This is a genomic window from Zobellia russellii, assembly GCF_018728565.1.
GTDB lineage: Bacteria > Bacteroidota > Bacteroidia > Flavobacteriales > Flavobacteriaceae > Zobellia > Zobellia russellii.
This window is the reverse complement of sequence record NZ_JACSOI010000006.1, coordinates 220,298-233,011: the sequence shown is the minus strand read 5'-3', so window position 1 is coordinate 233,011 and position 12,714 is coordinate 220,298. Positions and strand designations below refer to the sequence as shown.

Below are 12,714 nucleotides of genomic sequence, written 5' to 3'. Positions count from 1 at the left end.
TTTAGTTTTAGAGTTATGTCCAGGTTACTGTGCCGTTCATGGTCAAGACAGAATTTGTTTTAGTATTGACAACTTTTGTTTCTAAAAATTGAATTTCCTTTTTTTTCAAGTCGATGAGGTAACTGGTCGTTTGCTGTAACTTGTTGTTGGAAATGGGTGGGGGAGTGGTGTATTTGTACGCTACCCCCTCCATTGTGATATTTACGGACAAGGAGCTGAAAGAACTGTTGGCAGATGTTGTTCTTAGGTCTAGGCCAGTGATCAGAAAATAGTTTTGACAATCTTTGGGCTTAGGGCCGTAATCATTTATTTTGGTGTGGATATCTGTAAGTAAGATGGTTTTTCCAATAGCGGAGCTGCCTACGGCAAGGTTTCCGATTTTTAAGGACGTTCCCAAATTTGGGGTCTCTTTTCCGAACAATCGTATCACTCCTGAAATACTACAGGTGTCCTTTTTGTTTTTTCTTTTGTTTGCGCCCTTGCTTTTTGGGACGGATAGATTTAGACCCAGTAGCAGCAGATTAGTGCGGTAATGGTTCAGGTTTATTGCATTCATTTAGAAAAACAAAGTGAGGTTAAGTTTATTGTAATATCATTAATTGGCTGTGTCGCAATTTGCGGCATAGAATTCCAGTTGAGATTTTTGTTCTTCGCTTATAAAATCTTTACAAGTGTCCAGAATTTTTGCTACATCAGACTTTATATCATCACAATCTCTATTCTCGTCGTCCCATTTTTCATCAATGTCTTCAATTAAACGGGCGCAATCAAGTGCTTTTTGTGTGTCGCTAAGGTCGTCTACAACATCTTTTACGGAGCAATTAATAAAAGTAGACAAGGCTAAAAGAAAAGCTGAAAAATAGATTATAGATTTTTTCATGGTTTTTAGAGGTTTGTGGGTGAGGTTGTTATTGTTCGTTATATTCAAAATAGTAATCGGTAAACTTGCCATCGGTTACGGTAATGGATGTGCCGTCTTCAGTTTTTCCCGCAAAATTGAACTCACCAGAAAATTTTTGATTTTCGAAATCAATTGCGGTAATTTTTAGATATATATCATCTACTTCTTCAAGGTTAGGGTCCTCGTCATCGTCTTCGTTCTCATTGTCATCTGTCACTTCACTTTCGTAATAATTTGCAATCACTCCTTCGTGGAGAAAATCTACTAGGGGGGAATCCCAGGTTTTGCCTGCTTTGAGAGTGGAAAAGTCTTCTCCTACGGCCCATAAAATAATTGTTTTAGCATTTACCAGCCCTAAGCTTATGTCGTAACCTGAGATGTATACCATAAATAGCTCATCGTTCTTTGTAATGCTTGCATAAATGGTATTGAATTGTTTTAAATATTCAGATGATTGAAATTCATTGCTGTTAGCAATAGCAATCATAGAACCAGTATATAAGGCTTCTTCTTCTTCTTCTTCTTCTTCTTTCTGTTCTTCTTGTTCTTCCTCTTGTTTCTGTTCTTCTTGTTCTTTGTCTTGTTTCTGTTCTTCTTGTTCTTTGTCTATTTCTTCAAATTCATCTGAAAGGTCTTCGGCTAATTCGTTTATGGGATGATTGTCACATCCAACAGCAAAGCAAAGGGAGAGTGCGATGAAGATAATTAAAAATTTGTGCTGGTAGTGGTTCTTCATCATGGGAGTTGGATGTTTGGTTTGGTACGATGAAAGTAAGAAGAAGCGGCCTACCGTACCATAGGCATTTATTAACTGTGATGATCGTTGAGGTATGTGTTGGTTTTTTTGATATAATCGTAATTTCTGTATTTTTATATGTACAAACCTCAAAAAGAACAATTTATCACAATATTTATTCTGCCTGTGTGGTGCTCACTTCTGCTAAACTGTTAAATTTGGAGAACCATATACCAACTGCGCCAATGCATTTTTTTAGAATAACCAGCCTTGTTCTATTCCTTCTGTTATCAGTGTATACAGTAGAAGCGCAGCGGTCCAAAATTGATAGTTTAACTCTCCTTTTACGTAAAACCACGAATCAGGATTCAGTTAGGTTAAAAACTTTGAACGAGCTAGCGTATACCTACTATTCCGTTGACCCCCAATCTGGGGTAGATACATCTCAAGAGGCTATAGATTTGGGGCTTCAATTGCGAAATTATGAAGGCACGGCTACTGCATATGCCTACAGGGGGCATAACTATAGCGCATTGGGTATGGACTCGCTGGCTTTGGAATCGTATGACTTGGCTATGAAAATACGAGAGGAGAACAATGACCTAAAGGGTGTTGCCAGGTTAATTTATAATAAGGGTTTGGTGTATTTTAATGAATCGGACTATGCCAAGGCTAACGATAACAACCGTAAGGCGTACGAGGTTTTTGAGCAAGCCAAGGATAGCTTTTTAATGGCTAAAATGTTAAATAGCATCGGCATTAATTATATGTACCTCTCTAAATATCCTGAGGCCATCAAAAGCTACTTGGATGCTAAGCGTATTTATGAGGATTTGGGGCTTACTGAGAATCGTCAATATGCATCTATTCTTAGCAATATAGGACTGTTGTATGCTAGATTGGAAAAGTTTAAAGAGTCGGAAAAATACCAAAAACAGGCCCTTTTATTTTTTGAAAAGAGTGATTTTCAGGAAGGTGTGGCCAATGCGCTAACCAATCTTGGGCGGGTTTATAATGACACCGGAAACTCGGAAAAGGCCATTGAGAGTTATAGGAAGGCTTATGATATCATGGAAAGTAATACCAATGAAAGAGGTATGGCCAGTGCGTTGACCAATATGGGAATCGCATATACTGAAATGGGAAAATACGCTAAGGCAGTGCCCTATTTTAAACAGACACAGAAAATATACGAGAAGTTAAAGAATACCAATAACCTGGCAATAGTACATCGTTCTTTGGGCGACTGTTATTTTTTAGGAGCGGATAAAAAAATGGCGCTTGCCGAAGAAAATTACGAGACTTCGTATAGATATGCCAAAGAAGCAGGTAGTATAAACTTGCAGTTCAATGCTCTTGAACAACTGGCAAGTTTGCAAAGTGCAACGGGAAATTATAAACAGGCGTTTAAGAATAAAACCGATGCCGTAGTGTTGCGAGATAGTTTTGCTTCCGTAGAGAAAAAAGAAGAAATAGCACTTCTTGAGGCAGATTACGAGTACGAAAAAGAAAAATCTACCCTTTTGGCTACCCATGAAAAGGAACAGGCTGTATCTAATGCAGAAATGGAACGTCAAAAACTAATGATAACGGGTTTGTCCCTCGGGGCACTTTTGATTGTTATTTTTTCGGTTATTGCTTTTCAACTGTATAAAAAAAGAGAACGGGTCTTGTCCGAAAAGAAAATTTCCGAATTCAAGACCAAGGTAGCGGAAACCGAACTAAAGGCACTTCGCTCACAAATGAATCCCCATTTTATTTTTAATGCCATGAACTCCATTAGTGATTATATGGCCAAGAACGATTTGCAGACCGCTAATATATTTTTGGTGAAGTTTTCTAAACTCATTAGGGCCATTTTGGAGAGTTCCGAGAAAAAATGGATTTCGCTGGAAGAAGACCTTGAACTTACGGAACTCTATATGCAAATTGAAGGATTACGTTTAAAGGGGAAATTCGTGCATTCCTTTAAGGTGGGTGAAGATGTAGATGTTGAGAATACCATGGTACCACCACTAATCTTGCAGCCTTTTATAGAAAATAGTATCTGGCATGGGATATCAAAAAAAGAGGCTACGGGGCATATAGATATTTCGGTGAAAACCGAGGGGCAGTTTTTAGTCTGTACGGTAGATGATGATGGGGTAGGGCGAAGAATGAATGGTGAAGCAAAAAAAGGAAAGACTTCAATGGGACTTAAAATAACCAAGAACAGGCTTGATATTATAAACCAGTTGAAAAAAGAAAAAGGAAGCATCCAAATGTTCGATAAGGAAGAAGGGCTTCGCGTGGAGTTAAAACTGCCTTTGGAACTTCAATTTTAAAGAATTTATGTTGAAAGCGATTATAGTCGATGATGAAAAGCATTGTCAGGATAGGTTACTTTTATTGCTGAAAACCTACGGTACGGTAGAAGTACAGGAAGTGGCCTCCTCATATGAGGAAGGTCTGGACGTCATAAAAAGATATAGCCCACAAGTAGTTTTTTTGGATATACAGTTACACAATAAAACCGGGTTTGAATTGCTACAGGCGGTGCCGAGCATTAATTTTGAGGTTATTTTTACAACGGGTTATGATAATTACGCTCTAGAGGCTTTTAAGTTTTCGGCATTGGACTATCTCTTAAAACCAATTGCGGAAGATGACTTGCATATAGCCTTGGAAAAGCTAAAAAAGAAAATTTCGCTCCAAGAGATATCTCAGAAAATGGAAGTCTTGTTCCAAAATCTTGAGGGGCAAAAGACCAGTGATTTTCAGAAAATAGCGGTACCTACCGTAGATGGCCTTTCTATGATTGCCATAAAAGATATTGTTCGCTGCCAATCGGATATTAACTATACGCATCTGTATTTAAAGGATGATAAGAAACTTACCGTAGCCAAAACATTAAAGTATTTTGAGGCATTGTTGGATAAGCATCATTTTTACAGGACACATCAATCGCATTTGATTAATTTAACTTGTGTGGATAAGTATGTAAAGGGTAAAGGTGGCTACGCACTTATGAACGATGGTTCGCATATAGAAGTGGCGGTGCGGAGAAAAGAAGATTTTTTAAAGAAATTAATGGGCTAAAAAAAAACCTCCCCGAAGGGAGGCTGGTAATTTTATACATCACAAATGGTAACGCCTTCTTTTAAGGCTGCAATCTGATCGTCCCATGTGGGTATGAATTCTTGGGCCACGTAGCCTTTAAAACCTGTAGCAAGAATTGCTTTCATGATTGCAGGGTAAAAAAGCTCTTGAGTATCGTTTATTTCGTTTCTTCCTGGATTTCCTCCGGTGTGGTAGTGTCCAAAATATTGATGGTAATCTTGAATATTTCTAATAATGTCACCTTCCATAATTTGCATGTGGTAGATGTCATATAATAGTTTAAAATGCTCTGAACCTATAGCTTTGCAAAGTTCTATGCCCCAAGCACTGGTATCGCACATGTAATCCGGGTGGTTTACTTTAGAGTTCAAAAGCTCCATTTGAAGGACTACGCCATGTTTCTCTGCAATAGGCATTATTTTTTTAAGTCCTTCAGCGCAGTTTTTAAGTCCTTCTGCATCATCCATTCCGTTTCTGTTACCGCTAAAGCAAATAAGGTTGGTATAGCCTGCTTCAGCTACTTTTGGAATGTGTTGTGAGTAATCTGCAATAAGTTCTTCGTGCAAAGAAGGGTCGTTCCAACCTTTTTCAATGCCAAAACCGGCGCCCCAGCACATAGAAGCATGAATTCCATATTTTTTCATTAAAGGCCAATCTTCAGGACCGGTAAGGTCCATTGCCTTAATACCAAGTTCGTTTAAGCTTTTTAGGAAATCTTCCATAGGAATATCCTTGTAGCACCAACGGCAAACGCTATGGTGAATATTTTCTTTTAACTTTACACTTTCAGCAGTTGGAGATGCCATGGCATTTGTAGTTTTGCAGGCCACCAATCCAACCGATGCGGCTGCAGATGTACCAATAAATTTTCTTCGTTTCATAATTTTGGCTATTAGGCGAAAATAAAGATAAAATTTTTAGATTTAAAAATGAATATAGCTCCGGATAAAGAAAAGTTAATAGAATTGGCACACTATAGAATGCCATTTGGAAAATTTAAAGGTAGGTATCTGGTGCAACTTCCGGAACCCTATTTGGTTTGGTATCAACAAAAGGGGTTTCCTGACGGAAAATTAGGAATACTACTTAAATCTATGTTGGAAATTAAGATAAATGGATTAGAGCCGTTAATTCATAAGATTCAAAAAGATTTTCCTAGGTAATACCTATGATTTCACTAGGGGATTTATATCTTTGTGCCCCGTAACAAAGAACACCAATATGTCGCAGACAAAGTATATTTTCGTTACGGGAGGTGTTACTTCTTCTCTAGGGAAAGGTATTATAGCCGCATCGCTCGCCAAATTGCTACAGGCACGTGGCTATAAGACAACGATACAAAAATTAGATCCGTATATCAACGTAGATCCAGGTACGCTAAATCCGTATGAACATGGCGAATGCTATGTAACCGATGATGGAGCGGAGACCGATTTGGATTTAGGGCATTACGAGCGTTTTTTGAACGTTCGTACCTCACAGGCCAATAACGTAACTACAGGTCGTATCTACCAAAGTGTAATAGAAAAGGAACGCCGCGGCGAATTTTTAGGTAAGACCGTTCAGGTGGTACCTCATATTACCAACGAAATTAAACGACGTGTTCAGTTATTGGGCAATAGTGGCGAATATGATATTGTAATTACCGAAATAGGAGGTACCGTAGGTGATATTGAATCCTTACCTTATATAGAGTCCGTTAGACAATTACTTTGGGAGCTTGGTGAGAATAATGCCATTGTTATACATTTAACTCTTGTTCCGTTTTTATCTGCAGCCGGAGAGTTGAAGACAAAGCCTACTCAGCATTCCGTTAAAACGTTAATGGAAAGTGGAATTAAGGCCGATGTTTTGGTGTGCCGTACAGAGCATGAGATTTCTGACGAGATTAAAAATAAATTGGCGCTATTCTGTAACGTAAAGCGTGAAGCGGTCATTCAGTCTATTGATGCTTCTACAATTTATGACGTTCCCCTGTTAATGCAGGAAGAAGGTTTGGATACCGTGGTTCTAAAGAAATTGGCTTTGGCCGATGACGTAGAGCCTGATTTAAACCAATGGAAAGATTTCTTAGATCAGCACAAGAATCCACAGAACGAGGTAAATATTGGCTTGATCGGTAAATATGTTGAGCTTCAGGATTCTTACAAATCTATTTTGGAGGCGTTTATCCATGCCGGAGCGGTAAATGAAGTTCGTGTAAATGTGAAGTCCATTCATTCCGAGCATTTATTGGGTAAAGGACTTGAGAAAAAACTTAGTGACTTAAACGGTATACTCGTTGCGCCAGGTTTTGGCGAACGTGGAATTGAAGGAAAAATACAGGCCGTACAGTATGCACGAGAGAACAACATTCCGTTTTTGGGTATTTGTTTGGGCATGCAAATGTCTGTTATTGAATATTCCCGCAATGTTTTGGAGCTTGAAGATGCCAATTCAACCGAAATGGATGAGAAAACACCTTATCCGGTAATTAACTTAATGGAAGAACAGAAAACCATCACCAATAAAGGGGGTACCATGAGATTGGGTGCATGGGACTGTGAGCTGTTGGATGGTAGTCTGGTAAAAGAAATTTATAAAGGAGCCGATAATATATCGGAAAGACACCGTCACCGTTACGAGTTCAATAGTGATTTTAAAGAGCAACTGGAGGCAAGTGGGTTAAAAGCTACAGGTATAAACAAAGAAACAGGTCTTGTAGAGATTGTGGAAATACCTGAGCATCCTTGGTTTATAGGCGTTCAATACCACCCGGAATACAAAAGTACGGTCGCTAGCCCGCATCCGTTGTTCGTAGGGTTTGTAAAAGCGGCATTAAAACATAAAAAACAATAAACTAATGCCATTCTGGCATAATTTGAGCAATTGGGCATATATTTGCTAATTGACTGAACCAAACCCCTGTACATGATCGCTTTCTAAAATTGAAAGCGGTCTATTAACAATTATTTAGATGGAAGAAAAGAAAGTAGATATAAATTCCATAATCGGTTTTGTGCTGATTTTCGGGATATTGATATTTATGTTTTATCAGAATCAGCCCACTCCCGAAGAGTTAGAGGCCGAAAAAGCACAACAGGAACTAGTTGTTAAAGAGGAGGGCAGTGAGGCTTTACCATCTGAAAATTTAGCACAGTCTCCCGCAATAAACCTTCAGGATTCTACGGCTGTAGCTAATTATCAAGGTAAAATAGGTGCCTTTGGGTATACGCAGCCAACCGATAAAATTACCAAGTTAGAGAATGATTTGGTTTCTTTGGAAATAAGCAACAAAGGTGGGCAGATTGTAGAGGCGCGTATGAAACAATACCATACGTACGATTCTATTCCTGTATATTTAATACACGAGGGTAATGCTTCGTTTGGTCTGAATTTTACAACCTCGGACAACCGTGTGCTGAACACCCAAGACCTTTATTTTGAGCCATCCTTAACAGAGAGCAACGGTAACAAAGTGCTTTCTATGAAAGCCAAAGCGGGCCCTAATAACTTTTTAGAGTACCGTTATGAGATGAAAGAGGGAGATTACCTTGTAGATTTTACCATACGTTCTCAAGGACTTAACGGTATTATAGACAGTAGCAGACCTATAGATTTAGAATGGAACTTAAAGGGTATTCGTCATAATAAAAGCGTAGAGTACGAGAATAGATACACGGAACTTACGTACAATCATGATGATGGTAAAATAAGCTACTTATCACTTACCAACGATGATGAGGAAACGGAAGAAGATGTAAAATGGCTATCATATAGACAACATTTCTTTAGTTCTATTCTGGCCGGTAAGACCAATTTTAAGAATGCCGTACTTACTTCTAAAAACTTGGTGGAAGAAGAAAGTAAGGAAACGAAGTTTACTAAACTGTTCGGTGCAAAAGTGCCTTTAAAACTAACAGGAGGTGAGCTAGCACAGAATATGCATTGGTACTATGGGCCAACAGATGTAAAAGTGTTGAGTCAATACAAAGAATTAGGGTTGGATGATTCCATACCATTTGGATGGGGAATTTTTGGTTGGTTAAATAGATATTTGTTTACACCATTCTATTCTTTCTTAAGTTCTTTCTTACCGTTTGGTGTGGCCATTGTTGTGATGACCATTTTGGTAAGATTGGCAATGTCTCCCGTAACGTATAAATCCTATTTATCCCAAGCTAAAATGAAGGTGCTAAAACCTGAATTAGCGGAATTAGGAGAGAAGTACAAGGATAATGCTATGAAGAAGCAGCAAGAAACAATGAAGCTGTACGGAAAAGCTGGTGTTAGCCCTATGAGCGGATGTATACCGGCGCTATTACAAATGCCTATTTTCTATGCGTTGTTTATGTTTTTCCCCACATCCTTCGCTTTGCGCCAGAAATCATTTTTATGGGCAGATGATTTATCATCCTATGATGTTGTTGCCAATCTACCTTTTGATATTCCATTTTATGGGGATCACGTTAGTTTGTTTCCAATATTGGCTTCTATTGCCATATTCTTTTATATGACCATGACAACCGGTCAGAATATGCCACAACAGCCAGGTATGCCTAACATGAAGTTTATCATGTACTTAATGCCACTTATGATGTTGTTTTTCTTCAATAACTACGCGAGTGGATTGAGTTTATACTATTTTGTATCTAACATGATTACTATTGGTATTATGTTGGTTATTAAAAACTTTATTCTTGATGATGAGAAGATTCATGCCCAGATTCAAGAAAACAAGAAAAAGCCTAAGAAAGAGAACAAATTCCAAAGAAGAATGCGTGAGATGATGGAGCAGGCCGAAGAGCAAAAGAAAACTGGCAAGAGGTAGTTCTATAATTCACTTACCCTCTTTATTACAATAAAAAAACCCTGACGTTAAGTCGGGGTTTTTAGCATAAAGTTAGGTTGGTTTGATAAGATTTGGGACTGTAAAGATGCAGCTTAATCAAGCTTTAAAAAAAAGAGAGTTGTAAAGAGCCCTTTTTTGTATGCTAACACAGGCAGCGGTGTTGTTTGTAATTTCGGCGCTTGAATTAATTGTTGTTTAACTCAGCATCGTCTTCAAAAAATATACGGGTCATATGCCATTTCAACGCTCTATTCAATCTTACATATCTTATATTAAATCAGTACTTTGTAAAAAATGTCAATAAAAAAAGGTCGCTAACTTAGCGACCTTTTTCAATAGTTGTAATGGTTTAGATTAGTCTTCCGATGCGCTAGGAATAAGTACCATATCAACTGCGTGAATGACACCATTTATGGCCTGAACATCTGCCTTTACTATAGCAATTCCCATATTTCCGGCTCCATCGGTAATTTCAAAAGAGTCTCCAGATGCGGAAAAAGTCAAAGCATCACCTTGTAAAGTTGCAGGAGAAACCAAACCATCCGATAAATCGGAGGAAACAATGTTTGCTTCAGCAATTACATGATGCGTAAGTACAGCGGTTAAATCTTCACCTTCAGGAACTGCGGTAAGAGCAGCAAAAGCACTGTTCACCGGTGCAAAAACCGTAAATGGATTATTCTCGGTAGTAGAGCTTAGGATAGAAACAAAGTCAGGTTGTCCTTCAGAAGTAAGTGCACCCACTAAAGATGAAAAGTTTTCACTGTCAGCAGTGGCAAACGTTACAACAGTTGGTAAATCTATAACGGTATCTACGGCGTGTATAATTCCGTTTGTAGTAACTACATCAGCTATAATCACCTTGCTGAAACCATTTAAGGTTACACCATCATCTGTATTAACATAGATACTTAAATTATCACCATCTTCATTGGTAGCGGCAGTATTCGCATAGCTATTGCTCAAATCACCTGCGGCTAAAGCTGCTCCCGCTATAACGTGGTTAGATAGAATAGAGTTTAATTCGTTTCCGTTAGGATTTTCAAATGCGGTAAAAGCATCATTGGTAGGAGCAAAAACAGTAAATTTTTGATCGGTACCACTTAATAAATCCGTAAATACGGTGTTTCCATCTGCGGTCAATGCACCTACCAATTCCGTAAAAGCACTATTGTAAGTAGCGTGATTTACAACATTTGGTAAACCAATAACCTTGTCCACAACATGAATAGTTCCATTGGAAGCTTCAATATCTGCCGTAGCTACAGAAGAACCGTTAATAGTTACCCCATCCATAGTTTTCACGTATAGACTTAGGTTTTTTCCATCTACACCGGCTGTAGAAGATGAACTATAATAAGCAGTTTCTAAATCTGCCGCCTTAACGTTACCTGCAACCACATGGTTCAAAAGTACTTGCTTTAAGGTTTCTTCGGGAATATCATCCAAAGATGAAAAATTGTTATCTGCTAAAAAGGCTTGAAAAGCCGAATCCGTAGGAGCAAATACGGTAAAAGGACCGCTACCTTTAAGGGTAGTTACTAAATCGGCTTCGTCAAGGGCTTCTACCAAAATAGACAAATTGGAATCAGAAATGGCGACATCTACAATTGTAGTTTCAGGCATTTCCTGTGGAATTTCGGGAGCGTTGTCATCATCACTACACGAAACAAATAAGATAGATACTAGGGCAAGGGGTAAAAGACCCTTAAAGTTGTTGAGAATCATAATAAAAATGTTAATGGTTTATATTAAAGCGAATAGAATTAAAGATGGACTAAAATCTAATCTGCTTTCTACGTTAAATCTGCGGCAATCTATGATAAAAATATTATTTTGTTTAACTCTTTTGGCAAAAAGTTGAACATTTTTGAATTTAATGAAATGCTAAAATTGAATTAGTGAAGGTGGTATCCGTGTTTATTGATTAAATTTGTAGCTTTATTTATATTCATGAAAAAAGTAGTTGTAGGCCTCTCAGGAGGTGTGGATTCAAGCGTAACCGCATACCTTTTAAAAGAACAAGGGTATGAGGTAATAGGCTTGTTTATGAAGAATTGGCATGATGACTCGGTAACTATTTCGGAAGAATGTCCATGGTTAGAAGATAGTAACGATGCTTTGATTGTTGCTGAAAAACTGGGTATACCTTTCCAAACGGTAGATTTAAGTGTGCAATACAAAGAGCGTATTGTAGATTATATGTTTGCGGAATATGAAAAAGGACGTACGCCTAATCCAGACGTGCTCTGTAATCGAGAAATTAAGTTTGATGTCTTTATGGATATCGCCTTGGGATTGGGAGCGGATTACGTAGCTACGGGCCATTATTGCAGAAAAGGAACTATTACAAATGATGATGGGTCCGAAACGTACCAGCTTTTGGCAGGTGTAGACGGCAACAAAGACCAGTCCTATTTTCTATGTCAGCTTTCGCAAGAACAATTATCTAAAACCTTATTTCCAATAGGGCATTTGAATAAACCTGAAGTAAGACAAATTGCCGCAGATAATAATTTGATTACTGCCGATAAGAAAGATTCCCAAGGTCTTTGCTTTATAGGAAAAGTGCGTTTGCCAGAGTTTCTTCAGCAAAAACTGAAACCTAAAAAAGGGGTTATTGTAGAGGTGCCTTCGGATGTTATCCAGTATCAAAAAGAATTGCCTCAGTTTAAGAACAAATATGCAGAGCTGTCTTTTTTCTCTGAGAAACCGGTTTATCAGGTTCAAGACGGAAAAATTGTGGGCGAGCATCAAGGGGCACATTACTTTACCAAAGGGCAAAGAAAAGGTCTTGATGTTGGGGGAACTAAGGAGCCTTTGTTTGTAATTGAGACAGACGTAAACGAAAATGTAATTTACACAGGACAGGGCAAATCGCATCCTGGTCTATATAGAAGAACACTTTTTGTAACGGATGATGAACTCCATTGGGTACGAACAGATCTAGCGCTCAAGGAAGACGAAACTATGGAGGTAATGGCGCGCATTAGATATCGTCAACCTTTACAAAAGGCTGTTTTGTATAAAATTGATGGTGGTCTATATGTAGATTTTGAAGAAAAGCAGTCCGCTATTACCGAAGGACAATTTGTTGCCTGGTACTTAGATGACGAGCTTATTGGGTCGGGCGTAATTTCATAGATA

11 protein-coding genes are annotated in these 12,714 nt (G+C 38.3%); 6 read left to right on the top strand and 5 right to left on the bottom strand.

Going from position 1 to position 12,714, the window contains the following annotated elements; genetic code table 11:
* Positions 1 to 13: 13 nt before the first annotated feature.
* Genes H9565_RS15425 through H9565_RS15415 form a run of 3 tightly spaced genes read right to left on the bottom strand, consistent with a single transcriptional unit; the run spans position 14 to position 1,640 of the window.
* Positions 14 to 556, bottom strand: a complete 543-nt coding sequence (locus tag H9565_RS15425; RefSeq protein ID WP_215440966.1) for a hypothetical protein — start codon at positions 554 to 556, stop codon at positions 14 to 16.
* A gap of 39 nt (positions 557 to 595) precedes the next feature.
* Entirely contained in the window at positions 596 to 880 is a 285-nt protein-coding gene (locus H9565_RS15420; protein ID WP_215440964.1) for a hypothetical protein, read from the bottom strand.
* Between the two features lie 28 nt (positions 881 to 908).
* A complete protein-coding gene (locus H9565_RS15415; RefSeq protein WP_215440962.1) occupies positions 909 to 1,640 on the bottom strand; it encodes a hypothetical protein in 732 nt (243 codons plus the stop codon).
* A gap of 215 nt (positions 1,641 to 1,855) precedes the next feature.
* Between H9565_RS15415 and H9565_RS15410 the strand changes: the two genes are divergently transcribed.
* The gene (locus tag H9565_RS15410; RefSeq protein WP_215440960.1) at positions 1,856 to 3,961 is read left to right on the top strand and encodes a tetratricopeptide repeat-containing sensor histidine kinase; all 2,106 of its coding nucleotides are present in this window, start codon (positions 1,856 to 1,858) and stop codon (positions 3,959 to 3,961) included.
* A 7-nt stretch (positions 3,962 to 3,968) separates the two neighbouring features.
* Entirely contained in the window at positions 3,969 to 4,715 is a 747-nt protein-coding gene (locus H9565_RS15405) for a LytR/AlgR family response regulator transcription factor (RefSeq protein WP_215440958.1), read from the top strand.
* 32 nt (positions 4,716 to 4,747) lie between these two features.
* Here H9565_RS15405 and H9565_RS15400 read toward each other — a convergent pair whose 3' ends face one another.
* Complete coding sequence (locus H9565_RS15400; RefSeq protein WP_215440956.1) at positions 4,748 to 5,617, bottom strand: hydroxypyruvate isomerase family protein; 870 nt, start codon at positions 5,615 to 5,617, stop codon at positions 4,748 to 4,750.
* 48 nt (positions 5,618 to 5,665) lie between these two features.
* Here H9565_RS15400 and H9565_RS15395 point away from each other — a divergent pair, with 48 nt between their 5' ends.
* The 3 genes from H9565_RS15395 to yidC all read left to right on the top strand — a co-directional run bounded on the left by H9565_RS15395 (position 5,666) and on the right by yidC (position 9,546).
* The gene (locus H9565_RS15395) at positions 5,666 to 5,899 is read left to right on the top strand and encodes a DUF3820 family protein (RefSeq protein WP_215440954.1); all 234 of its coding nucleotides are present in this window, start codon (positions 5,666 to 5,668) and stop codon (positions 5,897 to 5,899) included.
* Positions 5,900 to 5,957: 58 nt separating this feature from the next.
* Positions 5,958 to 7,574 carry a CTP synthase gene (locus H9565_RS15390; protein WP_215440952.1) on the top strand — a complete coding sequence of 539 codons (1,617 nt, stop codon included), beginning with the start codon at positions 5,958 to 5,960 and terminating at the stop codon, positions 7,572 to 7,574.
* A gap of 118 nt (positions 7,575 to 7,692) precedes the next feature.
* Entirely contained in the window at positions 7,693 to 9,546 is a 1,854-nt protein-coding gene (gene yidC, locus H9565_RS15385) for a membrane protein insertase YidC (protein ID WP_215440950.1), read from the top strand.
* A 375-nt stretch (positions 9,547 to 9,921) separates the two neighbouring features.
* On the opposite strand, the gene H9565_RS15380 is transcribed toward yidC, so the two are convergent.
* Complete coding sequence (locus H9565_RS15380) at positions 9,922 to 11,295, bottom strand: fasciclin domain-containing protein (RefSeq protein WP_215440948.1); 1,374 nt, start codon at positions 11,293 to 11,295, stop codon at positions 9,922 to 9,924.
* Between the two features lie 225 nt (positions 11,296 to 11,520).
* Between H9565_RS15380 and mnmA the strand changes: the two genes are divergently transcribed.
* A complete protein-coding gene (gene mnmA, locus H9565_RS15375) occupies positions 11,521 to 12,711 on the top strand; it encodes a tRNA 2-thiouridine(34) synthase MnmA (RefSeq protein WP_215440946.1) in 1,191 nt (396 codons plus the stop codon).
* Positions 12,712 to 12,714: the final 3 nt, after the last annotated feature.